We start from the raw sequence: 24,998 nt of genomic DNA on the forward strand, positions 1-24,998 counted from the left end.
AGCGCAGGAGCGAAGGCTATGAAAAATGTGTTTACACTCTCTTTTAGTCTTGCATGCGCTTATTTTTTTACTGGTTATCTTAGTAATTTATTACTCGCAGTTGACGGTTATGCCGTGGCTTCTTGGCCACCTGCAGGCATTGCACTAGCCAGTTTTTTATTATGGCGCCATCGCGCTTACTTAGGCATTATTGCTGGTTCTTTACTGATTAATTTAATTCATTTAGACCATGTTACAGATATTTTAAACTGGCAAATTTTGTTACATGCAGTGGGCCTCAGCGGCGCTGCTTTTTTGCAAGCATGGCTCGGCGCGCAAATAATTACAAAAGTAATAAAAGCCCCTCTAGATCTTTCATCGATAAAATTGAGTATTCAAAGCTTAGTAATTGCAGGTCCTGTCTGTTGTGTTATAGGCGCCATTGCTGGTACGAGCTTATTAGTATTTAACCAGATCATCCCTGCTGCGAATGCGCTGGATAATTTTATTACTTGGTGGATAGGTGACAGCATTGGCGTATTAATTTTTACCCCATTACTATTAGCTGTATTTCACTATTCTGAGATGCGCCATCGACTACAAGTTATTGTTCCTGCATTACTTATTTATGCGATTATTAGTATTAGCTTTTATGGTGCAGCGAGCGTAAAAAAACAAAAAGACACTCAAAAGCAAGAAACGAAAGTGCTTGCGACTCAAAGCGCTATAAATCAAAAGTTAGATGAGATCATTGCGCATCTATCTTTATTAAGTGGTTTTTTAGCAAATAGTGAAGACGTTAGTTTTAGTGAGTTTACGCAGTTTACAGCTAAACAATTAAGCTACAGTGAAGAAATACTTGCTTTTAAATGGGTTCCTGCGATTACTGATGATTCTCGTGCCGAGTATCAATCATGGATTGAGCAAGTTGATAGCGAAAACCCGTTTATCAAACAAAAATCAGCGAATGGGCAATGGCAAAAAGCCCCCTATCGAGAGCTCTATTACCCCGTAAAATATATAAACCCACTTAGGGGAATGAAAGATATTGTTGGGTTTGATTTAGGTTCAAACGAGCAAGTACGCACAGCACTCACTAAATCTAAAGTACTTAATGAATTGGTGATCAGTGAACCGACAGCACTGATACCGAATAACGATGGATTAAGTGTACTCTTTATGTATCCCGTTTTTGGAAATGTGGTAACAGAAGGCGATTTTAAAGGATTTGTTGTTGCCGTGGTTAGCTTAGCTAAACTTTCTAAGTCGCTGTCGTTTGACTCTAATGAGCGTATTGCGATTAGTTTTTTTGATATTAATAATGCTGAAAAACAGCAGGCACTTTATATTGCAGAGCATCATTCTATGGTGTTACTAAAAAAATATCAGTTGTTAATTGGTCAGCGAATGTGGCGCGTTGAGCTGCATCAACCCGTTTTAAAATCATCGTGGTTCATATACTGGCTAGCGCAAATAGTGGGTATGTTATTTGTGTGGTTGTTGATTATATTTTTGATCTCTGTGACGGCTACCAATATTCGGATTCGCGAACAAGTGGCAAAGCAAACACTCACGCTACGCCAAGAAAAACAAAAGGCCGATGAAGCCAATGCTATAAAAAGTCAGTTTTTAGCCAACATGAGTCATGAAATACGCACGCCAATAAATGGCATAAAGGGTATGCACTATCTAGCGCTACAACAACAGGATTGGCAGCAAGCAAAAGGCTATATAGAGCAAGCTGATGGTGCTCTAAGTGTATTATTAAGAGTGTTAAACGATGTACTCGACTTTTCTAAAATGGAAGCCGGTAAACTTGAGTTAATGCAAGAGCCTGTGAACCTCAAACAATTAGCCGAGGACATCGTCGGTTTAATGCAATTTGAGATGGAGAGTAAATCGCTTTCTTTAAAATTAGAGTATGACAGCGATGCGCATTTAACTCTCAATACCGATCCTATTCGTTTAAAGCAAATTCTGCTTAATTTATTAAATAATGCAGTAAAATTTACCGCAAAGGGCTGTATTACGTTAAAGATTTGGCAATCATCAAAAATGACATACTTTAGCGTTAACGATACCGGGATTGGCATTAGCTCTGCAGCTCAAAAACAGCTTTTTAAACCCTTTTCTCAAGCAGATAGCTCAACGTCGCGTCAGTACGGTGGTACAGGTTTAGGTTTGAGTATTTGTAAAAAATTGGTCGAATTGATGGGAGGGGCTATTGATTTAAAAAGCAGTGAGGGGCATGGATCTACGTTTACTTTTAGCTTACCAGTTCATTCATCGCTGCCAAAAGCCAAATACAGTGCTGATGCTTTATCAAAAATTGATGTGAGTAATATTTCTTTAGAAAAATATCAATTACTTATAGTGGAAGACAACCCATTAAACCAACATGTTGTAAGTGCTATTTTAGAAACTAAACACGGTATTGCTGATATCGCAAATGATGGCTTAGAAGCGATTGCGATGCTTAGCGAAAAAAACTACGATCTAGTATTAATGGATATTCAAATGCCGAATATGGATGGCTTACAAGCAACAAAAGTGATTCGTAATGAGTTAGGTTTTTTTGATTTACCTATTATTGGTTTATCCGCCAACGCTCACGAACAAGACGCTCAAAAAGCGATTACCTCTGGAATGGATAGCTATATGACCAAGCCTATTGAAGCTGATGAGCTATTTAAAACGCTTTGGTATTATTTATCTCGCTTAGATAAGTAACAGTTATTTTTGTACAAAAGGCAGACATAAGACCTCCAAGCGCCATTTTAAATATTCTACACTTGAAATATTACTGTACCTGCGTATCATTCGCGCAATTTTAACTCAACCGAGTAGCTACTATGATTAATAGAAAAATACCTTTGCTAGATATTCACCGTCACTTAGATGGGAATGTACGCGCGCAAACCATACTAGAACTTGGTCGTCAGTTTAATATAGCTTTACCAGCAGATAATGTTGAGGCACTTATTCCTCATGTTCAAGTTATTGATCCTGAGCCAAACCTAATGGCATTTTTACAAAAGCTTGATTGGGGGGTCACGGTACTGGGTGATTATGATGCTTGTAGACGAATTGCGATAGAAAACATTGAAGATGCACAAGCGCAAGGCCTTGATTACGTAGAACTACGTTTTAGCCCTTACTACATGGCACAAAGCCAAGGTTTACATCCTCAGGGCGTTGTTGAAGCCGTGGTTGATGGTATTAAAAGTGCAACAAAAGATGCTGATATTAAAGCAAACTTAATTGGTATTTTATCTCGTACTTACGGTGTTAAAACCTGTCAACACGAGCTGGATGCTTTACTTGCTTTTAAAAATGATTTGGTCGCGGTTGATTTAGCGGGTGACGAAATTGGTTACCCTGGTGAACTGTTTGTTGATCACTTTAAACAAGTACGCGATGCATATTTAGCGGTTACTGTGCATGCTGGCGAAGCATTGGGTGCTGCCAGTATTTGGCAGGCATTAAACGAGCTTGGCGCAAGCAGAATAGGGCATGGCGTTAAAGCGATTGAAGACTCAACGCTAATGGATTATTTACGTGATAACCGTATTGGTATTGAATCGTGCTTAACCAGTAATATTCAAACCAGCACAGTGAATGATTTAACTAAGCATCCGCTTAAACAGTTTTTAGATCATGGCATTTTGGCCAGCATTAATACCGATGATCCGGCTGTTGAAGGGATTGAAATTGAGTACGAATACGCAACTGCAGCGCCACAAGCTGGTTTATCGCAAGCTGATATGGAAAAAGCGCAAGCCAATGCACTTGAGATTGCGTATTTAAGTGATGCAGATAAACAGGCACTCAAAACCAAAGTCGCACAGCGTTAATCACCTGTACTATAAAAAAATGCCACTGTTTACAGTGGCATTTTTGTTTATATGTGAGTTTGACAGCTAACGTAATTATCATAAAGTGCTTTTAAAATATCGGCACGGCTGATCATGCCAACTACAACGTCACCATCAACCACAGGGTAATTCTTTGGCTTACCGGGTTGCATTTGTTCTGCTAATTCCATGATATTGGTATCACCGCTGACCGTCACAACTTCTGTTTGCATCAACTGCGATACTTTTACCATACCGTCACAAAAATAACTGCTTTGCATTAGGGGTTTAAGTAGCTCTTGCTCAGAGATAAAACCTACTAGCAACTTGTTATCGTCAAATACTGGGGCACCAAGCAATTTAAATTTTTGTAGTTCTGCAATGGCGGTCGTCATTTCTGTATTAGGGGTGATATGAGGCAACTTGTGTTGCATAAAATCTTTTACTTTTGTATTTAGCATTTAGGTTTCTCCCGCTGAATGTTCTATACAAAGTATGGTTTATAGATTGGATTTTAGGAAATTGTTTATGTTGATGAGTTTAATAGGTAATAACAATCATCGCAGCGGTAATGGCGGGCAATAAAAACAATTAAGGCACCCTAAGGTGCCTTAAAAATGATGCATTTGCTGTTATTTTATAAAAGCAAATGCATCCGCGTACATGTTTTCGCGAATGGCACCGTGGCTAATAAAGTCATCGCGCACTATGCCTATCATGTCAAAACGACCTGCCATGTAAATATCATAAGGTTCAAGCGAGATGATATCGTTCATAACCGCTTTATGCACATAACCAGTATGGCCAGTCCAGCTGTCAGTAGGATTTTCTACCACAGGAATAAATTCGAAGTGCTTATGACTATCTGCCCAAGCTTTCATTTCGCTGTGTGCATACAGCGCAGACTCTTCTTTAACACCCCAATAAAATAGCACTGGGCGCTGACAATTTATTTCAGCAAGGTGATCGGCCATTGATTTTGCGTAAGAGAAGCCTGTGCCGCCAGCAAGTAAAATAATGGGGCGCTCGCACTGCAAACGTAGTTGAGAAACACCTAAGCCCGCTTCAATAGTAACTGTTTGATTATTATTGTGGGCACTACGAAGGTGCTCTAGCGATTGCATAGCATATGAGTCAGCAACTGAAGCACCAATATGTAATTCTAAAGCATCCGTTTGTGAAGGACGGCTTGCAATTGAAAACGCACGTTTATCTTTTTCACCTAAAACCAATTGTAAATATTGGCCAGCTTCAAATGTGACGGGTTGCTGCGGCTTTAAAATAACTTTATGAACAAATTCTGTTAGTGGACTGATAGAGACAACGTCAGCGTGTAATGTTTGCATGTTTTACCTTAAATTAGCGGATACGCACTTTATTTGAGCAATAGTAGCATATCCGCAGGGTGAGTTTATAGCCTAGACCAAAGTCGTTAAAGAATACCTAGGCTATCCCAAAGTTCATCAACGCGATCTTTAGTGGCTTGATCCATAACAATAGGTTCGCCCCACTCACGGGTTGTTTCGCCAGGCCATTTGTTGGTTGCATCCATGCCCATTTTTGAACCAAGGCCAGAGACAGGCGATGCAAAGTCTAAATAGTCTATTGGCGTGTTTTCAATTAACGTGGTGTCGCGTGCAGGATCCATACGGGTAGTAATAGCCCATATTACATCGTTCCAATCTCGGGCGTTAATGTCATCGTCGCAGACAATAACAAATTTAGTGTACATAAACTGTCGTAGGAATGACCAAACCCCCATCATTACGCGCTTGGCGTGCCCGGGGTATTGTTTTTTCATCGTAACCACGGCCATACGGTACGAGCAGCCCTCTGGCGGTAAATAAAAATCAACGATTTCTGGAAACTGTTTTTGTAAAATTGGCACAAATACTTCGTTTAAAGCCACCCCTAAAATAGCTGGCTCATCAGGCGGACGACCCGTAAAGGTACTGTGATAAATAGGGTCTTTACGATGAGTAATATGAGTGACTGTCATAACGGGAAAGTCATCGACTTCATTATAGTAACCCGTATGGTCGCCATAAGGGCCTTCAGGTGCCATTTCACCTGGCATAATATGCCCTTCAAGCACGATTTCTGCGCTGGCCGGTACTTGTAAATCATTCGAAATAGACTTAACCACTTCCGTTTTACTGCCACGCAATAAACCGGCAAAAGCATATTCGCTTAATGTATCGGGGACCGGAGTAACCGCCCCTAAAATTGTGGCAGGATCAGCCCCTAATGCCACTGATACCGGATACGGCTCACCAGGGTGTTCTTTGCACCACTCTTGAAAATCAAGCGCGCCACCACGATGAGATAACCAACGCATAATAATTTTATTTTTGCCAAGTAACTGCTGGCGGTAAATCCCTAAATTTTGACGCTTTTTATAAGGCCCTTTGGTAACGGTTAAACCCCAAGTAATTAAAGGCGCAGCATCACCAGGCCAGCAATGCTGAATAGGAAGCTTGGTTAAATCAACATCGTCACCTTGTAAAATAACTTGTTGGCAGGGCGCTTTTTTTACTTCTTTGGCTGGCATATTAAGGACTTGCTTAAATACCGGAATTTGTCCAAGGGCTTCTTTAATGCCTTTCGGTGGTTCTGGCTCTTTTAAAAATGCCAATAACTTACCAACTTCTCGTAATTCACTGACATCTTCTTGGCCCATACCCATTGCTACACGCTTAGGTGTACCAAATAAGTTAGCTAGAACAGGCATGTCATACCCTTTCGGGTTTTCAAATAATAAAGCGGGGCCTTTAGCACGCAGTGTGCGATCGGCAATTTCGGTCATCTCAAGATACGGGTCGATTTCTTGGCTGATGCGTTTTAATTCGCCTCGTTTTTCAAGTAAATCGATAAAATCGCGTAGATCTTTGTATTTCATTGTGGGCCGTTACTTAGCAAAAAGTTAAAAGTATTATACCCAGTTCATGCAAGCCAAGTCATTACTTGCACTTAAAACTTAAAGCGCTCTACCGCACCTTTTAAAGAGTGTGCAAGTTGATTAACATCTTCACTTTCGCTTGCTAGGGTCGTCGCATTGTCGGCATTTAAGGTGGCATGATCGGTTACCTTAGCCATTATTTGTTGGATATCAGTGCTGTTTGCAAGTTGTTCATGCGATGCATGGGCAATGTCTTTGCTCATTGCATTGACCGATACTAACGTGCTTTTGATACGCTCAACGGCTGCATTTAGTTCAGTACTGTTTTCAACACAATGTTTGGCTTGTTGTTGACCATCATTTATTTCAGCTTGGGTAGACTGAGTATGTTGTTGTAGTGTGTTGATCATGGTGGTTATTTCGCTAGTGGAGCTTTGTGTTCGTGCTGCAAGCGAACGCACTTCATCAGCCACTACGGCAAATCCTCGACCATGTTCACCGGCTCTTGCTGCTTCAATGGCCGCATTAAGCGCTAGCAAATTGGTTTGCTCTGCAATACTGCTAATCGTATCAACAATAGCGCCAATCAGTTTGGTGTATTGTGCAAGCTCCTCGGTGCTGCTGACGGCTTTATCTAGGCGGCTTAAAAGAGATTCAATACTTTGGCTATTGTTGTTTGCAATGTCATTGACATCATTTGCAAACTGCGAGGCATTCGTTATTTCATTTGAGGTACTCTGCGCTTGTTCGTAAACGGCTTGTGAGCTTTGTAGCATACGTTGCGCTAATGAGGTTGCTTGTGCGCTGCGTTCCAGCTGTTGCTTAGCAACGATGGTCATTTGTTGCCCTTTTTCACTGGTTTGAATGGCTGAATTATCGAGTTCGTAGGCGTCGTTACTGATCCCTTTTATTAGGTGAGTTAAATCATCACAAAGCTTATTGGTATTATGCAGTAGGGTACCAAACTCGTCTTTACTTAGAGGATTACTACGCTGTGAAAAGTCACCTGAGGCTATGCGTGCGAGTTCTTTATTCACCTTTTTAAGTGGTTTTAGCATGGCGTTAGTAGTAAACACTGAAATAATAACCAGCAAAACAATTAAAACAAAAGCAATAATAATAACTAAGCTAGAGCCGGTATTGATTGCTGACTTAGCGCTCTCTTGCAGGGAGTTAAAGCGCGTGTCTGCAAGTTTATTAAGCTCAATTAGTTGATTTTCTATAATGATAAAAGCATGTTGAAAACTTTCAAACCGCTGATCAACCTTGTCTTTGCTATTGAGTACAGTGTTCTGCAATGCATACAGCCCATCAGGATTATTTAATAGGCTGCTTAAATCGTTAAACGCCGCTATTAACTCATTGGCGTTGAGCTTATTTGCAATAGGAGAGGCTTGTTGCTCTAAATAACTAAGATTAGATTGAATATTATCGAGTAAAAAAGAAGTGTCCTGTTGGTGGGCATTGATATCTTCAGAGGTGGTTACTTGCCCAATGCCTTTGACATTATTGTTTAGAGTAAATAATAAATCATCAATTCGAGTCGCTGTGCCAAAGACTGCATTTAAAAGCGATTGCTGGTTGCCCGCTACGTTTATAAGCTCTATATCAAGTAATTGGTTACTCAGATCGCGAAGCTGTTCATTAAAGGTAACTGTCAGTGCTGCGGCGGTACTTTGCGCCTTAAAGCGTTGCTCTTTTGCTGCAAGCATGTCGTTGCTTATAGTGTTTAGTTTAGTGAAGTCATTATGAATAGTAACAAGTAATGTTTGCATACTTTGTTGCTTGGCAACTTGTGCTTTTAGCGTCTCTAATTTATTAAAAAACTGTGTTTGCTCTGCGTGTGCTTGCTTTTTATTTTGCAGTAGTAAATCAAGTTTAGTTTGGCTGTAAGCAATGGCGTTAAATTTAGTAATTGAAAGTAGCGATAAACGCAGGTCTTTACTCGCTTGCTGTACCGGAACCGCTAACGTTTCTATGCGCGAGTTAGTGGTACTGATTTGATGGAGTGACCAGTAAAAAAATATGCAGCTGGTGAGCATTAACAGGCCAATAGCTGAAAAGGCTAAAATTATTTTATGTTTTATAGCGATAGAATGCATAACTTTATCAACAGTATTAAGACTTTTGTTAGTGTAGCAAGTTTTTTAATATGTTGTTAGTTAGTGGTTAATTGCTTGTGCATTGATATTTTTTACCGTTAATTATTAGCATAGCTTGCTCGCCCTTACTCCAAAACAGTACCTTGGTATTAATATATTTGCTACCAGAGGCACTCACCTCATGAGTTAATAAATAATCATGCTTATTAAAGCGGAGCGTCGCCTGTTTGTTGCTAATAATATCTAGCTGTGCAGCGGTGTTATCGCACATGTAGTTTGTTGTAATGGGTTGCTCATTGCATGCAACCAGGGCTATTAAAGCAATAGTAATGGCGTAGTGTTTCATTAGGCTGTGTTTTACTTATTTAGTCGCTTGGTTAATTAAGAGCTTAGCAAAGCTAAATTAACCGTTGGTGAAAATAAGGCTTTACGTTATGTTTAAGCTCTTATTTTTAGCTAGGGAATATCATGGCTGGCACTAACCTCTTAACATTACTTGATGATATAACGACCTTACTTGATGATATTGCGACCATGAGTAAAGTTGCGACTAAAAAAACGGCAGGCGTACTAGGAGATGACTTGGCGCTCAATGCGCAGCAAGTTACAGGGGTCACTGCCGATAGAGAGCTGCCGGTAGTATGGGCGGTGGCAAAAGGGTCGTTTTTAAATAAAGCGATATTAGTCCCTGCTGCGTTATTAATTAGTGTGTGGTTGCCTTGGCTAATTACGCCACTTTTGATGATGGGTGGTTTATTTTTATGTTTTGAAGGCGCTGAAAAAGTATTTGCTCGCTTTTTACCTCACCATGAGGAAACGATAGATGATGATGAAAAGTTAGATTTAGTTGAATATGAAAGGCAAAAAGTAAAAGGTGCTATTCGTACTGACTTTATTCTGTCTGCTGAAATTATTGTAATTACCTTAGGGACTGTGGCTGGGGCTACGTTAATGAATCAAGCACTGGTGCTAAGTGTTATTGCCATCATCATGACAATTGGTGTTTATGGACTGGTAGCTGGAATTGTAAAACTTGATGATGCAGGATTGTATTTACTTAACCAATCAAAACTCTCTGCGAATAAATTTAAAGAATTACTGGGTAAAGGCCTACTTGCAGCAGCTCCCCGACTTATGCAGTTTTTAGCCTTTGCAGGTACAATCGCCATGTTTTTAGTGGGGGGTGGAATTTTAGTGCATGGTGTTGAGTTACTGCATCATACGCAGATTGATATCACACATTACGCCCAGTCAACTTTAGGTGGGGTAGGTGAGATGCTAGCCCCTTTAGTATTTGATGGCTTACTTGGTGTGGTTGCGGGTTTGGTTATTGTTATTATGCATGTAACCTATACTAAGCTCTTTAAAACCCATAGTAGCGCGGCGTAATCGCGCTACTTTACATTATTCACATTGTGCACTTTTACATAATTGCTCAAGCTCGTGTTTAGCTTTGCTATTACCTTGAGCAATGGCTTTTTTATACCAATAAATAGCTTGTGGGGCGTTTTTCTCTGTGCCTTGCCCGTCGCGATACATTTGCGCCAGATTTAGTTGCCCCCATTGAGAACCTGTTTGCGCTGCAAGAGTAAAGCTTTCTAGCGCTTCATCGTATTGCCCATCTTTGTGGTACATAATTCCTTGTTGATTATTTTTATCGAGCTTTACTCCTTTATATAAAGGTTTTGGCTGTGGCGGAAACATCACAAATCCCCCATATAAACTATTTGCATAGGGGCGCAGCACGTCGAATATAATGTCATCCTTGTATAAGCGTTTTATTTCATTACGAGGTAGGGTGATGGTTTTAGACGAAAAGTAATCTCTTTGCACTAATAAACTGGCACGCATTGCTGTGGTTATAGCGCTGCTGCGCTTATAGCTGTAATTACTCACCTGAAACGTTATAAATTGCTGATCAAAGCTCAGCACTTGCGCGACTTTTAAATTAGTCAGTGTCCACGGTTCATGAGTGAATTTATCGGCCTTTACTAAATAGGTGTCGTAGGCTTTGGGGTTGGTTAAATAACTTTGTTTTAGCGCCTCAGCATTAAGGTGTTTTTGGTAAAAAAATAACAATACCCACAGCAATAAAACTAACCCAATACAGTATTTGGGTAGGCTTAGCTTTTCGAACAGGGGTAACTTTTTAATGCTTGTAGGCTCACAATGTCCACATTGATAGCACTCGCGTTTATAGCTCAACTTTATCGGAACTATAGGAAGAATAGTAAAGCGCAAAAAGCGGCTTTGGTTAACTAAGTGATAGCTGTTACTTTTGCAATTAGGGCAGCACTGTACTTGTGTAAAATGAGGAAAAGACTCACTGGTATTGAAAAGCAGCATGAAAATACGCTCCCTGTTTTAATTCTCTTTAAGTTAAAACAATGAGCGTATTAGTTAAAGCAGCAAACTGTAAGTAATTATGTCAGTTACTCTTTAGTGCGTGCTTTTGGTTCAATGGTCGTTTTAGCGTCGGCGGCCATTAACGCAAATACAGCATAAGCAGCGGTGTTTTGACGAAGTTTAGCGGGTGTTACTTTATCAAGGGTGTCATCCGCTGTATGGTGGTAATCAAAGTAGTCAGTACCATCTTGTGCCAGTTCAAAAATAGGTGCAGAAACTGCATTTTTAAATGGGATGAGATCGGGTCCGCCTTTAGCTTCATTTTGGCCAATGTATTCAATATTTAATGGCGCAAGCTCTTTGGCAATCGCGCGCACTACTGGCAGTGAAGCTGCGTTTACATTTGATTCAAAGCCATAAACTACATCAGCACCAAAGTCAGACTCTGCAGCAGCCACAATGTTATTAAGCTCATTTTTATGCTTTGCAAAATACGCTTTTGCGCCCCAAAGGCCGAGTTCTTCAGCTGCAAAAAGCACAACACGAATACTGCGCTTAGGACGTTTTACATCACTAATATGCTTTGCTGCTGCCATGGTTAAGGTAACGCCAGCGCCATCATCTAGAGCGCCAGTACCTAAATCCCACGAATCTAAGTGCCCACCAATAAGTACATATTGCTCAGGGTTTTCAGTACCATTAAATTGGCCAATGACGTTATAACCAGTGCCCTCGCCTAGGTTTTCGGTTTGTACATTAATATTAACCGACACGTCTTTGTTTAATGCGACTAATCGTGCTATTTGGTCAGCATCAGGATTGGCAATAGTCACGTTAGGTATTTTAGTTATCCCTTCTTTATAATAGCTACCGCCGGTATGTGCAAAGCGATGGTGGCCAGTGCTAACTGAGCGCATCATATAGGCAACGGCGCCTTTTTTAGCTGCTTCAATTGCTCCAGTAGCACGGGCTTTTACCGCGGGGCCATAACCATTGCCGTCAATATCACGGTTCATACGGTAATTAATATAAGCAATTTTACCTTTTAAGCTATTCGCCGGTGCAGCTTTTAATTCGTCAAGGGTTTCGAATAAGACGACAGGTGCACTGATCCCCTCTTTGGGTGTACTAATGCTGTTACCCAGTGCTGTTAAATGCAGAGGTTGCTCGCTTGGAGTGAGTATTTTTCCGCTTTCGCTATAGCGACGCCATTCAGGGAAGGTTGCTTCTTCTAACCAGACTTTATCAAAGCCTAATTCATCAAACTTTGCTTTTGCCCAAGCAACGGCTTTCTTATCGTTTTCGGTGCCTGGTAGGCGCGGGCCTATTTCAGTGGTGAGTGATTCTAGTAATTGATAGCTTAAATCACTTTTAAGGGCGGTGGTGCGCACCTCATCTACTTGTTGTAGCTGTTTTGTAGTGAATTCACTGTTGTTGGCGCTTACCGTCATGCTGGTGGTAAATAGGAGTGCTGTGAGCAATTGTTTCATATTCAGAGAGCCTTTGTAATGATTAACACCATTAAAGCATGTAACAAACAGGATAAAAAATAGATGAGATGAGTAGGCTATTCAGTGGGTTCAAAAGTCAGTTCAAAAAAAAGCCCACCTCAAATTGAGGTGGGCTATGGTTTTTTAAAGTTTGTATTTAAAAGCTAAATTGCGCTGCTAAACGCACGTTTGTGCCTTCACCTACCGTCACGTTATTTAATCCACCACCGGCTAGGTAGTTTTTATCGAATAAGTTTTCAATGTTTAAACGCAGGTTAATATCTGTATTACTTACCTTAAGTGCGTAGGTTGCGCCAACATCAACACGCGTATATCCCTGTTTTGTTACTGTATTGGCATTATCGGCAAAACGTTCACCTTCATAAAAAGCGCCGGCATTAAAAGCAATGGCGTCGTTGAGTTCATAACGGGTCCAAAGTGAGGCGGACCACTTTGGCGCATCGGTTGGGCGCTTACCTTCTAATTCTTCATCTCGTTCATAGTTAGCATCTAAATACATGGTTGATGCCATAACAAATAAACGATCGGTAGCAGCACCTTGTGCAGAAAGTTCAAAGCCTTTATGGCGTTGTTCACCTGCTTGCGTGGTTATGCTGGTTATATCACCAATAGGATTAATCAGATTTTCGCTCACTAAGGTGCCTGTTTTACTAATATCAAATAGGGCGCCGCTGAGCATTAATCGATCATCAAACAGTTGCCATTTAACCCCAACTTCTCGTTGCTCAGAAGTAATGGCATCGAGTTTCATGCCATTATTAACATCATTTTCATTTTCTAATGTTTCGTTTTGCGGCTCAAATCCTTCCGAGTAACTTGCGTATACGGTTGCTGATGCATTTGGATGGTAAAGTACGCCGACCTTAGGTACGAACGATTCGTTATTGCTGTTTTCTTTACTTTGTTTATCGTAACGACCACCCAGTGATAGTTGCCATTTAGGCGAGAACGAAATCAAATCTTGGATATAAATCCCGTAGTAGTCGTAGGCAGATGAGCTAACAGTATCATCTGATTTGTAACTTATATTTGGGCGATTAGGCTCATTTTGACCGGCAGAAAAATTAATCGTATCAGCAGATGTGCGTAATTGGCCATAGTAATAATCCAGTGAATTAGCGCCTACAAGTAATTGATGATGCACACCCACGGTTTCAAATTCGCCAATAAAGTCGATAAAAGCAGTTTTAAACTGCCAATCATCAAAGCGATCGTAAGGGCGTGACTGATAACTATCGCCTTCGATAAAGTCACTTGGCTTACGTGGTGCTGACTCAAAACGCTGGCGTTCAAATGTTTGCTCGTTGTAGCCTAAATTTACGTGCCAGTTGTCGGTTAAAAACATCTTAAAATCAATGCCCATGTTTTCAACGGTGATGTCGGTAAAGGCCCAAGACATGTCATGAATTGTTTTATCGTTACCAATGATATTGGCATCATTATCGATCCAAGCACCCGTATCTAGACCTGCTTCGTCATCTGTACGGTCATAGTGAACACGTACTAAGGCATTATCGCTAATATCGTAATCAACCACTAATGCACCTAAAAAACGATCGCGTTCGCGGTTATCACCGTTTTGATACTCACGCCAATATTCAACATCTTGTTTTACTAATACGCCACGGGCACGTAAATCTTCAGCTTCAGTCAATGCGCCGCCAGCATCAAGCATAAAGCGAGTTGAGCCATGTTGATCGACATCGGCACTGGCATTAAATAACGTTTGTGTGGTTGGCTTTTTGGTCACCATATTTACTAAGCCGCCAGGGCCCGATTGGCCGTACAAAATACTCGATGGTCCTTTAATTACTTCAACTTGCTCTAAAATTTCAATGGGTTGTTGATAGTGCGACCAATGCTGGTGGCCATCACGCAGGTAGCCGGTTGATGAACTTAACTCAAAACCACGTAAGTTAAATACTTCACGATTACGTTGCTTAGATCCTGGCGTTAAACTCGCATCGTTACTTAGTACTTCACCTAAGGTGGTTGCTAGTTGCTCATTTACAATTGTATCTGTAATAACAGTGACTGATTGTGCGGTATCGAGTAATGAGGTTGAGGTTCTCATTGCGCCACTGGCATTATCTACTTTGTAGTCGTTGAAGTAACTGCCTTTTACTTCAATGCGCTCTATATTTGCGGTGTTAGCGAATACATTTGCAGAGGTACTGGCTAAAAGTGCGATAAAAAGTGGGTTAAGTTTCATTAGTAGCTTCCGGCTTAGAGTTATTAGAATAGTAAAACGCCGCAGATCTTAATGAAAATAACTATCATTTGCAATATCTTTATTTGCACTTTTTATCGTGCGTTGTTAATGGTTGCTAATTGTTAAATCTGCTATTATTAGCCGCATATTTATTGAGACTTTTCTCAAGTTATTTTTTTGCTATGGAATTTACTGTGACCGCAACTGCTTTTTCATCGTTGGCCTTACCTTCTGGGTTAGTTGATAATTTATCAACACTCGGCTACACCCAAATGACTCCTGTACAGGCACAAAGCCTGCCTCCTGTTTTAAGTGGTAAAGATATTATTGCCCAAGCTAAAACAGGCTCAGGTAAAACAGCGGCATTTAGTCTGGGCGTTTTAGCCAAGCTGAATGTTAAGCGCTTTCGTATTCAGTCGTTAGTGCTGTGCCCAACCCGTGAGCTTGCAGAGCAGGTAGCGGTTGAAATGCGTAAATTAGCACGCGGTATTCATAATATTAAAATTTTAACTTTGTGTGGCGGGGTATCAATTGGTCCTCAAATTGGCTCACTTGAACATGGTGCGCATATTATTGTAGGTACACCAGGGCGAGTTGACGACCATATTCGTAAAGGTACATTGCGCTTAGATGATGTTGAAACGCTGGTACTTGATGAAGCTGACCAAATGCTTGATATGGGTTTTCAAGACACCCTCGATGCCATAATTGAGTGTATTCCAACAAATCGTCAAACATTGTTATTTAGCGCGACTTTTCCAAAATCAATAGAAGCCATTGCAAAGCGTGTTCTGAGCAACCCTGAAATGATTAAAGTAGAAGAGCAGCAAGAAAAAAGCACTATCAAGCAATACTTCTATAAAATGGATAATAATAAGCAACGTTATCCAACCCTTAAATTACTATTACTTAAATTTACCCCACAAAGTTGTGTGGTGTTTTGTAATACCAAGGTAGAAACACAGCAAGTATGTGATGATTTAGCCGATGAAGGCTTCAGCGCTGTTGCATTACATGGCGATTTAGAGCAGCGTGACCGTGAGCGTACACTGATTCATTTTGCCAATAAGAGTGCGTCTATTTTAGTGGCAACCGATGTAGCAGCACGCGGCTTAGATATTGATGATATGGACATGGTAATTAACTATCACTTAGCGCATGATCCACAAACGCATGTTCACCGTGTAGGGCGTACCGGGCGAGCGGGCAAAAAAGGCATTGCGTGTTCTATTTACGGTGATGCTGAGCAATTTAAAGTAGCGCAAATTGGTGACCACTATGAGCGTGATTTTACCCCTGAGCCAATGCCATCTTATAACCTATTAGATAAGCCTCCATACAAACCTGAAATGGTGACCTTGATGATAGATGCGGGTAAAAAGCAAAAAGTGCGCGCGGGTGATATCTTAGGGGCATTAACCGGGAAAGATGGTATAGCAGGGCGCCAAGTGGGTAAAATTAATGTACTTGATAACGTGGCTTTTGTCGCGGTAGAGCGTAACTCATCTAAACCCGCGTTACGTAAATTAACCGAAGGCAATATTAAAGGGCGTAAAATCCGTGCTCGTCGCCTGACGCGCTAGTTTTACATTTTAAGATGAGCAGCTCGCCTTGAGTTGCTCATATTCCATTTTTAATTGTTTAAACACTTCATTATCACCCCCTTGTTTGTCTGGATGATGCTGAACGGCTAGTTGTCGCCAGCGCTTTTGTAATGTTTTTAAGGTAATTGGTTGTACTAATTGCCAGCGAGCGATTAATTGCTGATGTTGCTGAGCACTTAAAGGCGCTTCATGTTGTTTAGGCTTACTGAAACGTTGCCAAAAGCTATCTAATAATGCGTTAATTTCTGCTGTTGATGTTTCAAAGTTTTGCCAGTTTAAGTAGTAGTCACGCAGCGGATCGTTTGGGTGAAGTTGGTTTTGGCGAGGGTCGCTCACCAGTTCAATATGTAAACTTTTAATCAGTAGCTGCTGTTTTGGCATAACTTGCTGCTGTAACTGATAAAGTGCATTCATAATTAAAAAATTACGTTTAAATAAATCACGCCCAGGATCAGCTGCTAAGGTATCAAGTAGCCCACGTTCTTTTAGTTCCGATGCTAAAGTATGAACCATCCACACTTTATTATTGATTAATAGTTCAAAAATCTCATCTATCAGTGGGTTAAGCATTGTTTACAATCTATTAATTGGTGTATCTTGAACAAATTATCATACACCTAAGTAACATTAAACCCCAAGGAGTGGGCGTGAATGCCTGTTTTATATTGGTCTAAATTAGATGTTTACATATTGTTTGGGTGTCATTTTATTATGGCTAGCAAGGATTAAAGGATATTTTTATGCTGACTCGGTTAAAGCGCATCTGCTTTATTGGTCTTTTGGTTGTACTGAGTGGTGCATCAAACGACGCTTTATCCAATGAGCAGACAAGTTTGTTTGAGCAGTTCGATCTTGAGCAAACATGGACTAAAAAGCACCGCCTTGCAACAGACATATTAGCTAACCCTGATCTTCCAAATTTACAACGCGTGACCATTTACAGTGACTTAGCGGAGCTGGCGTTTACACAGAGTGATTTAGCTAATGCACTAAAGTATTTTAAATTACTAGAGGCGAATAGCACCCTTAAAGAACAGCCAAAACTTTATTTTCGTGCAATTAAAATGCGAGGCGTGGTGCTTTATTATCAAGGGTTAGTGCAACAAGCGGTCGTTGATTATAATCGCGCGTTAAACATTGCCATTACCCTTAAAAGCCCGATTAAACAGGCTAACTTACTCAGTAATATTGGGCTCGCTTACTTTGATATGTATAACATGGAGCTAGCCCTCGATTATTATCAGCAAGCCAAAGTCATTTATGAAAAAGAGGGGAGCGCACAAGATAAAGCCGATATATTACATAATATCGCCGGTATTTATATTCGTCTCTCTCGGTATGAGTCCGCGCTTGAGATGTATCGTGAGGTTTTAAAAGTTTTTCAAGAGCTTGGTGATGACGATGGCGTTGCACAGGTATACGGTAACATGGGTGTGGCGTACACTGAATCGAGGCAGTACCAGTTAGCGTTGCATTACAACCAATTAGCTTTGCGCTACTATCAAAGTGTTAATAACGCCTTTCAGCTTTCGACTAAGCACACCAATTTAGCCACAATTAATCTTAAATTAAATAAATTTGATGTCGCGTTATATCATGCTAATGCAGGGCAACAGTTTGCACTTGAGGCTGATAATAAGTCTTTACTAGCGGCTGCCTTACATGTGTTATCGACTGTTCAATTTGTGCAAGGCGATACAGAAAATGCTAAAGAAACCTCAGAGCGTTCAATTACGCTTGCCAAAGAGTATAATAATGGCATGCGCATAAAAGACGGTTTGGGGGTTGAAGCGCTTATCCATGCTAGCTTAGGGGATTATGAAAAAGCGTTAAGTTTGCATCAACAGTATGTTGATTATCAGCGCAGTGTTAATACCGAAGAAGCCTCAAAAGCGGTCAGTCAATTTCAAATTCAGTTTGAATCAAATCAGCTAAACCAAGAAATTAAACAATTAAAACAGCAACAATACTTACAAGAATTACAAATAGCTAAACGTTCACAGCTGACGTTCTTATTGGTGATTGTTGCCATATTGATTTTAATTACAGTAATTGCTGTTTATAAACGCCGAACAGAAAAACAAGCGAAGTTAAAGCTGAGTGAGCAAGTTGAACAGCGCACCAAAGAGCTGCAAAGTGTGGCGCAAGAACTGCGTGAAGCTAACGAGGTTAAAAGCCAGTTTTTAGCGAATATAAGCCATGAAATTAGAACGCCATTAACCGCTATTTTGGCGCAAACTGACGATCTTATTAGTGGTCAGTATAAGGCTGAGCAATTACAAGATGAGCTTAGGGTAATACAACGACAAAGTGAGCATTTAAGAAGCCTGATTAATGATGTGCTTGATTTAAGTAAAATCGAAGCAAACAGGCTAGAACTTAACATTAGCTGTTTTGATATGGTGCGATTGATCAACGATGTTCATGCTATGTTTTCTCCACAAACTAAAGCGAAAGGCTTGTCACTGATATTAGAGAGTCAGTTAGGTGATACCTATTTTACGCGGCTAGATTTAACTCGAGTAAAACAAATACTTATTAATTTATGCGCCAATGCCATTAAGTTTACTCATAAGGGGCACGTAACAATTGCTGTTAGCAAAACGGATCAAGGGCTGCTCTTTTGTATTCAAGATACCGGAATTGGTATGAGCTCCTCACAGCTTAAGCTTATTTTTGAATGCTTTAGTCAAGCAGATAACAGCATTAGCCGACGTTTTGGCGGTACCGGTTTGGGCTTGAGTTTGTCGCAGCAGTTAGCAGCGATGATGGGTGGCTATATTAGCGTGCAGAGTGAGTTTAAAAAGGGCAGTGAGTTTTCGTTCTATTTGCCTTGTATACAAGTTGAAGAGCAAGTTTGCCACGATGATATGCAGGCTAAATCGGCTGCAGGGCATAGGTTGTTATCCGGTAAGGTGGTGCTTGCTGAGGATCACAGTGATAACCGCAAACTGATCAGTCGTTATTTACACTCCCTAGGACTTGAAGTGATTGCCGTTGAAAATGGTGAGCAAGCCGTAGAGCAAAGTTTAAAACTGTATCCGGATTTGGTGCTTTTAGATATTCAAATGCCCGTTATGGATGGTATTTCTGCGTTTGAACTACTCAAACAATGTGGCTATGAGCAGCCTATTTTAGCGTTAACGGCCAATGCCATGAGCCACGAGATTGACCACTACTTATCACTTGGTTTTAGCGATTATTTAGCAAAACCAATAGACAAAGAATCTTTTTACACTGTTTTAGCTAAATACTTAAGCTCAGCAAATGAGGATTCATCGACAGAAAGTATCCATGTAGATATGAGTGATTTAGTAGCGAGTTTTAAACAAAGCCTGATTACAGAAAGTGAGCTAATTGAACAGCATTTTAAAGTTGGAGATTATAAATCGCTGCAAAAAGATAGCCACCGAGTTTTAGGTGCGGCACAAATGTTTGAGTTTAAAGAAATAGCATTAGTGGCAAAAGCACTAGATGATGAATTACTTCAGTCACAAATTAACACTCAAAAGTTAACAACATTAGTAAATGACTTGCTGGTACTGCTTAAGCAATACGGATAAGCTGATTTACTCTAAAAATAAAAAAGACACCATCTGGTGTCTTTTTTATTTAAAAACGTTTATTTAACCAGCGTTCAGATTACTGACGTTTCATCGAATCAAAAAACTCATCGTTGGTTTTACTCATCGATAGTTTATCGATTAAAAATTCCATGGCATCAATTTCTGACATGTCATGGACTATCTTACGTAAAATCCACAGCTTTTGGAGCTCATCAGGCTTAGTAAGTAATTCTTCACGACGCGTACCAGAACGGTTAAAGTCGATAGCTGGGAATACACGTTTTTCCGCAATTTTACGGTTAAGGTGTAGTTCCATGTTACCCGTACCCTTAAACTCTTCGTAGATAACTTCATCCATTTTAGAGCCGGTATCAATAAGCGCAGTCGCAATAATTGTTAAGCTACCGCCTTCTTCAACGTTACGTGCAGCACCAAAGAAACGTTTAGGCTTATGTAATGCATTAGCATCTACACCACCGGTCAATACTTTACCTGATGATGGAATAACGGTGTTGTAAGCACGTGCTAAACGTGTGATTGAATCAAGTAAAATCACCACGTCTTTTTTGTGTTCAACTAAGCGCTTTGCTTTTTCGATAACCATTTCAGCAACCTGTACATGGCGAGATGCTGGTTCATCGAATGTTGATGCAATAACTTCACCTTTTACTAGGCGTTGCATCTCAGTCACTTCTTCCGGACGTTCATCAATAAGTAAAACCATTAATGTAACATCAGGGTGGTTATGTGTGATTGATTGCGCAATATTTTGTAGCAACATGGTTTTACCCGCTTTTGGCGGTGCTACTAATAAACCACGTTGGCCGCGGCCAATGGGTGACGCTAAATCAAGAACTCGTGCGGTAATATCTTCTTTACTGCCGTTACCACGTTCCATACGAAAACGTTCGTTTGCATGTAGTGGTGTCAGGTTTTCAAAAAGGATTTTAGTGCGAGAGTTTTCAGGTTTATCAAAATTAACTTCGTTTACTTTAAGTAAAGCAAAGTAACGCTCACCATCTTTTGGCGGACGAATAAGACCTGAAATAGAGTCGCCAGTACGCATACTAAAACGGCGAATTTGGCTTGGAGATACATAAATATCATCTGGGCCAGCTAAGTAAGAAGCTTCTGATGATCTTAAAAAGCCAAAACCATCTTGCAAAATTTCTAATACACCACCGCCGAAGATATTCTCTCCGCCTTTGGCGTGGGATTTAAGAATAGCAAAAATAATGTCTTGCTTTCTTAAGCGGGCTACGTTTTCGAGCCCCATGGACTCAGCTAAGTTTACAAGCTCTTTTATAGACTTGTCTTTTAATTCGCGTAAATGCATATTGGTGGGTTCTTTATTACAGTTGTCATACTCAAAATCGCTTTATTAGATCGTTGAGTGAGGTTTGTTGAATATAACTAAGGATTAGTTGGCTTTATAAACTAGCAGGTCATTACTGCAGCGTCCAGTACTTCTGTAAAATAAATAATAAAAAAAGGGCTGAGCGCCCTTTTTTTATAAATTTACACTTAGATGTTGTTTTCTAAAAACTCAACTAATTGTGTTTTTGATAGTGCGCCTACTTTAGTTGCAGCCACTTGACCATCTTTGAAAAGTAGTAGTGTAGGAATACCACGAATACCAAATTTAGGTGGAGTACCTGCGTTTTGGTCAATGTTTAATTTAGTAATCGTTACACGGCCATCAAATTCCTCAGCAACTTCGCTTAGAATTGGGGCGATCATTTTACACGGTCCGCACCATTCAGCCCAAAAGTCTACTAGTACAGGTTTGTCTGATTGTAATACGTCAGCTTCAAAGCTATCGTCGGTAATTTGGATTATTTTCTCGCTCATTGCGCTCTCCGGTTTAGTTAGGCGAAATATTTAGTGCGTATTTAAACACTCTTGTTTCTTATTGCAAGTTTAAACGTTATGCTTAAACGCTATGACTAAGACACATTTGACCGATAAAAAGTTTTCAGACTTTGCTATTGCACCGGAAGTGGTTGCCGGGTTAACCGAAAGTGGGTTTGAATATTGCACACCCATTCAAGCTAAATGCCTACCGTTTATTTGTGAAGGGCGCGATATTGCGGGCCAAGCACAAACAGGTACAGGCAAAACGTTGGCGTTTTTAACCGCCACATGCCACCGGTTATTACAATCTAGCAAAGCACCTAGTAAACATCCAAGAGCCCTGATCATGGCCCCAACTCGGGAGCTTGCGATTCAGATACACAAAGATGCAAAAATTTTAGCGCCGCACTGTAATCTTAACTTAGGTTTAGTATATGGTGGCGAAGATTACGAAAAACAACGTGCACAACTAGAAAAAGGCGTTGATATTTTAATTGGTACTACAGGTCGCCTAATAGATCTGTACAAGCAAGGCTGTTACACCCTTAATGAAATTGAGGTAGTCGTGCTAGATGAAGCCGATCGTATGTTCGATTTAGGCTTTATTAAAGATATCCGTTATATGTTCCGTCGTATGCCGGATACATCAGAACGTTTAAACTTATTATTCTCTGCCACACTGTCGTATCGTGTACAAGAGCTTGCATTTGAACACATGACAAACCCAGAGCATGTGCAAATAGAACCCGATGTAAAAACGGGTAAGCGTATTCAAGAAGAGCTATTTCATCCTTCACAAGAAGATAAAATTAAGCTGTTGTTAACCTTGATTGAAGAAGAATGGCCTGAGAAAGCCATTGTTTTTGCAAATACCAAACACAGCTGTGAAACTGTGTATGCATGGTTAAAAGCAGATGGACATCGAGTGGGTATGCTCACCGGTGATGTAAACCAAAAGAAACGTCAATCAATACTCGCGCAATTTAGTAAAGGCGAGCTAGACTTTTTAGTGGCTACCGATGTTGCTGCGCGTGGTTTACATATTCCAGAAGTAAGTCATGTATTTAACTTTGACTTACCTGATGATTGCGAAGATTACGTTCACCGTATTGGTCGTACAGCTCGTGCAGGCGCTTCGGGTCATGCAATTAGCTTTGCGTGTGAGCAGTATGCTTATAACCTTCATGAAATTGAAGAGTACATCGAGCACAGCATCCCTTTATCGCATTACGATAAAAGTGCATTGCTAGATGATTTGACTAAGCCGACTATTCACAGAAAACGTAATTTTTCTACCGGTCCACGTAATCGTAGTAATAACAACGGACGTCGCCCAAATAATGGTTACCAAAAAGGACGGTCTTAACCGACCGTTAGTTTGATAGTATTCGTAACTAGAGGTTTTTGAACGGTGGGGCAACTTAAACCGCAAAAAAATGTATATGCAGTCATTGATTTGGGCTCAAATAGCTTTCATATGCTTATTGCCAAATCAGTGGCGGGTGGCTTGCAAACAATAGGTCGCGTCAAACGCAAAGTAAGACTCGCCGCTGGGCTTGATGATAATAATCTATTGAGCTTAGAGGCTATGCAACGAGGCTGGGAGTGTTTGGCCTTGTTTGCGGAACGTTTGCAAGATATTCCCAAGAAAAACATCACCATTGTTGCCACTGCAACACTTCGTTTAGCAACCAACGCCGACGACTTTAAATTACGTGCTGAAAAAATATTAGGCCATAAAGTTAATGTTATTAGTGGTGAGCTAGAAGCGCGAACTATTTACAAAGGAGTTGCGCACACTTCTTCATGTGCGGGCAAACAGCTAGTTATTGATATTGGTGGTGCGAGTACTGAAGTGGTAATTGGTCAAGGCTTTGAAGCACGTCACTATAAAAGTCTTAATATAGGGTGTGTAACTTACCTTGAACGCTACTTTAAAGATTGCCAGTTAAATGAAGCGAACTTTAATACTGCTATTAAAGCCGCGCGTACTGTTATTGATGAAATAGCGCCTGAGTATAAAACGGCTGGTTGGCAACTTGCCTCTGGTGCGTCAGGGACCGTACAAGCTATTCAAGAAATCATGGTGGCACAAAATTTAAATGAAATGCTCACCCTTGAAAAGCTATACACCATTAAGCAACAATCTATTGCTTATGAGACTATAGCTGAACTCGACTTGCCAGGGTTAAGTGAAGAGCGACGTTTAGTGTTTGTATCTGGGCTGGCTATCTTAATTGCACTGTTTGAGTCACTAGAAATAGAACAAATGGGATTGGCGGGTGGCGCGCTTCGTGAAGGTGTTTTATATAGCATGCTACCGGAACTGCATAATAACGACATTCGTCAACGTACGATTGATGGTTTTATGAATCGTTATCATGTGGATCAAAAGCAAGCATCGCGAGTATCCGGCTTAGCTTTACAATTAGCTAGCGAGGTTAATCACTATTGGCCGATAGAAGCATTAAGTGGATTACCGCTTTTAAATGCCGTGGCGCAACTTCATGAGATTGGTTTATTAATAGAGTACAAGCAATACCACAAACATACCGCTTACATTTTAGAAAATACCGATATGCCAGGTTTTTCGCAATCAGAACACAAAGTGATCGTTGCGATTGCCAACAGCCATCGTTCAGACCTTCAAAAAGGATGTTTAGATCATTTAGGTGCGCACAGTAACGTTGCAACGTATATCGTTCGACTATTACGTGTTGCCGTTATTTTATCTATGCGCCGCCAAGATGATGTCTTGCCCAACTTTAAGATAACAGCTGAAAATGAAGAGTTAGCTATTCAATTTGAAAGCGATTGGTTAAAAAATCACCCACTAATGGCAAGTGAGCTAAATCAAGAGATTAAGTATCAGAAAAAATGTGGTTGGAAACTTAAAGTAAACTAGTCAAACCGCTCTTTACCACAGTTTTTAGTGGTTAAAATGAGCGTTTAGTTGTAATTTTGTTCGAACAGTCATTTATTTCAAGTTTTCTTCAAAAAAGGGTTGATCTGTTTTCGGATCTCCCTATAATGCGACCCCACTGAGACGGCAGAGCGCAACGCATAGCGAG

At 40.5% G+C, this 24,998-nt stretch carries 18 protein-coding genes; 7 read left to right on the forward strand and 11 right to left on the reverse strand.

Translation table 11 applies throughout. The features are described 5' to 3' along the window. Positions 1–18 precede the first annotated feature (18 nt). Entirely contained in the window at positions 19–2,709 is a 2,691-nt protein-coding gene (locus QL986_RS15555) for an ATP-binding protein (RefSeq protein ID WP_024601987.1), read from the forward strand. Positions 2,710–2,831: 122 nt separating this feature from the next. Then, a complete protein-coding gene (gene add, locus QL986_RS15560; protein WP_024601988.1) occupies positions 2,832–3,833 on the forward strand; it encodes an adenosine deaminase in 1,002 nt (333 codons plus the stop codon). Between the two features lie 47 nt (positions 3,834–3,880). Here add and QL986_RS15565 read toward each other — a convergent pair whose 3' ends face one another. The 5 genes from QL986_RS15565 to QL986_RS15585 form a co-directional block, all read right to left on the reverse strand. Continuing rightward, positions 3,881–4,294: a CBS domain-containing protein gene (locus QL986_RS15565; RefSeq protein ID WP_013463737.1), complete on the reverse strand. Its 414-nt coding sequence runs from the start codon at positions 4,292–4,294 to the stop codon at positions 3,881–3,883. A gap of 171 nt (positions 4,295–4,465) precedes the next feature. Next, positions 4,466–5,179: an NAD(P)H-flavin reductase gene (gene fre, locus QL986_RS15570; protein ID WP_024601989.1), complete on the reverse strand. Its 714-nt coding sequence runs from the start codon at positions 5,177–5,179 to the stop codon at positions 4,466–4,468. Between the two features lie 86 nt (positions 5,180–5,265). After that, positions 5,266–6,732, reverse strand: coding sequence for a 4-hydroxy-3-polyprenylbenzoate decarboxylase (ubiD, locus tag QL986_RS15575; protein ID WP_013463739.1), 1,467 nt, complete (start codon positions 6,730–6,732; stop codon positions 5,266–5,268). Between the two features lie 71 nt (positions 6,733–6,803). Then, positions 6,804–8,834 (reverse strand): methyl-accepting chemotaxis protein, encoded by a 2,031-nt coding sequence (locus QL986_RS15580; RefSeq protein WP_024601990.1) that lies wholly within the window; start codon positions 8,832–8,834, stop codon positions 6,804–6,806. 67 nt (positions 8,835–8,901) lie between these two features. Further along, entirely contained in the window at positions 8,902–9,180 is a 279-nt protein-coding gene (locus QL986_RS15585; protein ID WP_013463741.1) for an MliC family protein, read from the reverse strand. A gap of 122 nt (positions 9,181–9,302) precedes the next feature. Between QL986_RS15585 and QL986_RS15590 the strand changes: the two genes are divergently transcribed. Next, positions 9,303–10,223, forward strand: coding sequence for a DUF808 domain-containing protein (locus tag QL986_RS15590; RefSeq protein WP_013463742.1), 921 nt, complete (start codon positions 9,303–9,305; stop codon positions 10,221–10,223). Positions 10,224–10,238: 15 nt separating this feature from the next. Here QL986_RS15590 and QL986_RS15595 read toward each other — a convergent pair whose 3' ends face one another. From QL986_RS15595 to QL986_RS15605, 3 genes are all read right to left on the reverse strand, one after another. After that, positions 10,239–11,180 (reverse strand): tetratricopeptide repeat protein, encoded by a 942-nt coding sequence (locus tag QL986_RS15595; RefSeq protein WP_024601991.1) that lies wholly within the window; start codon positions 11,178–11,180, stop codon positions 10,239–10,241. Positions 11,181–11,266: 86 nt separating this feature from the next. After that, complete coding sequence (locus QL986_RS15600) at positions 11,267–12,670, reverse strand: M28 family peptidase (RefSeq protein ID WP_024601992.1); 1,404 nt, start codon at positions 12,668–12,670, stop codon at positions 11,267–11,269. Positions 12,671–12,827: 157 nt separating this feature from the next. Continuing rightward, positions 12,828–14,903 carry a TonB-dependent receptor gene (locus QL986_RS15605; protein WP_024601993.1) on the reverse strand — a complete coding sequence of 692 codons (2,076 nt, stop codon included), beginning with the start codon at positions 14,901–14,903 and terminating at the stop codon, positions 12,828–12,830. A 194-nt stretch (positions 14,904–15,097) separates the two neighbouring features. Between QL986_RS15605 and dbpA the strand changes: the two genes are divergently transcribed. After that, positions 15,098–16,486 carry an ATP-dependent RNA helicase DbpA gene (dbpA, locus tag QL986_RS15610; RefSeq protein WP_024601994.1) on the forward strand — a complete coding sequence of 463 codons (1,389 nt, stop codon included), beginning with the start codon at positions 15,098–15,100 and terminating at the stop codon, positions 16,484–16,486. 9 nt (positions 16,487–16,495) lie between these two features. Here dbpA and QL986_RS15615 read toward each other — a convergent pair whose 3' ends face one another. Next, positions 16,496–17,077 carry a DNA-J related domain-containing protein gene (locus QL986_RS15615; RefSeq protein WP_024601995.1) on the reverse strand — a complete coding sequence of 194 codons (582 nt, stop codon included), beginning with the start codon at positions 17,075–17,077 and terminating at the stop codon, positions 16,496–16,498. Positions 17,078–17,247: 170 nt separating this feature from the next. Here QL986_RS15615 and QL986_RS15620 point away from each other — a divergent pair, with 170 nt between their 5' ends. Continuing rightward, positions 17,248–20,070 (forward strand): tetratricopeptide repeat protein, encoded by a 2,823-nt coding sequence (locus QL986_RS15620; RefSeq protein ID WP_024601996.1) that lies wholly within the window; start codon positions 17,248–17,250, stop codon positions 20,068–20,070. Positions 20,071–20,149: 79 nt separating this feature from the next. On the opposite strand, the gene rho is transcribed toward QL986_RS15620, so the two are convergent. Both rho and trxA read right to left on the reverse strand, forming a co-directional pair. After that, entirely contained in the window at positions 20,150–21,409 is a 1,260-nt protein-coding gene (rho, locus tag QL986_RS15625) for a transcription termination factor Rho (protein ID WP_013463749.1), read from the reverse strand. Between the two features lie 188 nt (positions 21,410–21,597). Then, positions 21,598–21,924 carry a thioredoxin TrxA gene (trxA, locus tag QL986_RS15630; RefSeq protein WP_013463750.1) on the reverse strand — a complete coding sequence of 109 codons (327 nt, stop codon included), beginning with the start codon at positions 21,922–21,924 and terminating at the stop codon, positions 21,598–21,600. A gap of 91 nt (positions 21,925–22,015) precedes the next feature. On the opposite strand from trxA, the gene rhlB reads away from it, so the two are divergent. Both rhlB and gppA read left to right on the forward strand, forming a co-directional pair. Then, a complete protein-coding gene (gene rhlB / locus QL986_RS15635) occupies positions 22,016–23,293 on the forward strand; it encodes an ATP-dependent RNA helicase RhlB (protein ID WP_010392673.1) in 1,278 nt (425 codons plus the stop codon). A gap of 45 nt (positions 23,294–23,338) precedes the next feature. Further along, positions 23,339–24,832 carry a guanosine-5'-triphosphate,3'-diphosphate diphosphatase gene (gene gppA / locus QL986_RS15640; protein ID WP_024601997.1) on the forward strand — a complete coding sequence of 498 codons (1,494 nt, stop codon included), beginning with the start codon at positions 23,339–23,341 and terminating at the stop codon, positions 24,830–24,832. The last annotated feature ends 166 nt before the right edge of the window (positions 24,833–24,998 follow it).

Origin of the sequence: Pseudoalteromonas sp. APC 3250 (assembly GCF_030407915.1) — a bacterium.
Taxonomy (GTDB): Bacteria; Pseudomonadota; Gammaproteobacteria; order Enterobacterales; family Alteromonadaceae; genus Pseudoalteromonas; species Pseudoalteromonas tetraodonis.

Bases quoted from the DNA above. Each gene is read 5' to 3' on its own strand.
- QL986_RS15555 (WP_024601987.1), top strand. From the start codon at position 19: ATGAAAAATGTGTTTACACTCTCTTTTAGTCTTGCATGCGCTTATTTT.
- add (WP_024601988.1), top strand. From the start codon at position 2,832: ATGATTAATAGAAAAATACCTTTGCTAGATATTCACCGTCACTTAGAT.
- QL986_RS15565 (WP_013463737.1), bottom strand. From the start codon at position 4,294: ATGCTAAATACAAAAGTAAAAGATTTTATGCAACACAAGTTGCCTCAT.
- fre (WP_024601989.1), bottom strand. From the start codon at position 5,179: ATGCAAACATTACACGCTGACGTTGTCTCTATCAGTCCACTAACAGAA.
- ubiD (WP_013463739.1), bottom strand. From the start codon at position 6,732: ATGAAATACAAAGATCTACGCGATTTTATCGATTTACTTGAAAAACGA.
- QL986_RS15580 (WP_024601990.1), bottom strand. From the start codon at position 8,834: ATGCATTCTATCGCTATAAAACATAAAATAATTTTAGCCTTTTCAGCT.
- QL986_RS15585 (WP_013463741.1), bottom strand. From the start codon at position 9,180: ATGAAACACTACGCCATTACTATTGCTTTAATAGCCCTGGTTGCATGC.
- QL986_RS15590 (WP_013463742.1), top strand. From the start codon at position 9,303: ATGGCTGGCACTAACCTCTTAACATTACTTGATGATATAACGACCTTA.
- QL986_RS15595 (WP_024601991.1), bottom strand. From the start codon at position 11,180: ATGCTGCTTTTCAATACCAGTGAGTCTTTTCCTCATTTTACACAAGTA.
- QL986_RS15600 (WP_024601992.1), bottom strand. From the start codon at position 12,670: ATGAAACAATTGCTCACAGCACTCCTATTTACCACCAGCATGACGGTA.
- QL986_RS15605 (WP_024601993.1), bottom strand. From the start codon at position 14,903: ATGAAACTTAACCCACTTTTTATCGCACTTTTAGCCAGTACCTCTGCA.
- QL986_RS15615 (WP_024601995.1), bottom strand. From the start codon at position 17,077: ATGCTTAACCCACTGATAGATGAGATTTTTGAACTATTAATCAATAAT.
- QL986_RS15620 (WP_024601996.1), top strand. From the start codon at position 17,248: ATGCTGACTCGGTTAAAGCGCATCTGCTTTATTGGTCTTTTGGTTGTA.
- rho (WP_013463749.1), bottom strand. From the start codon at position 21,409: ATGCATTTACGCGAATTAAAAGACAAGTCTATAAAAGAGCTTGTAAAC.
- trxA (WP_013463750.1), bottom strand. From the start codon at position 21,924: ATGAGCGAGAAAATAATCCAAATTACCGACGATAGCTTTGAAGCTGAC.
- rhlB (WP_010392673.1), top strand. From the start codon at position 22,016: ATGACTAAGACACATTTGACCGATAAAAAGTTTTCAGACTTTGCTATT.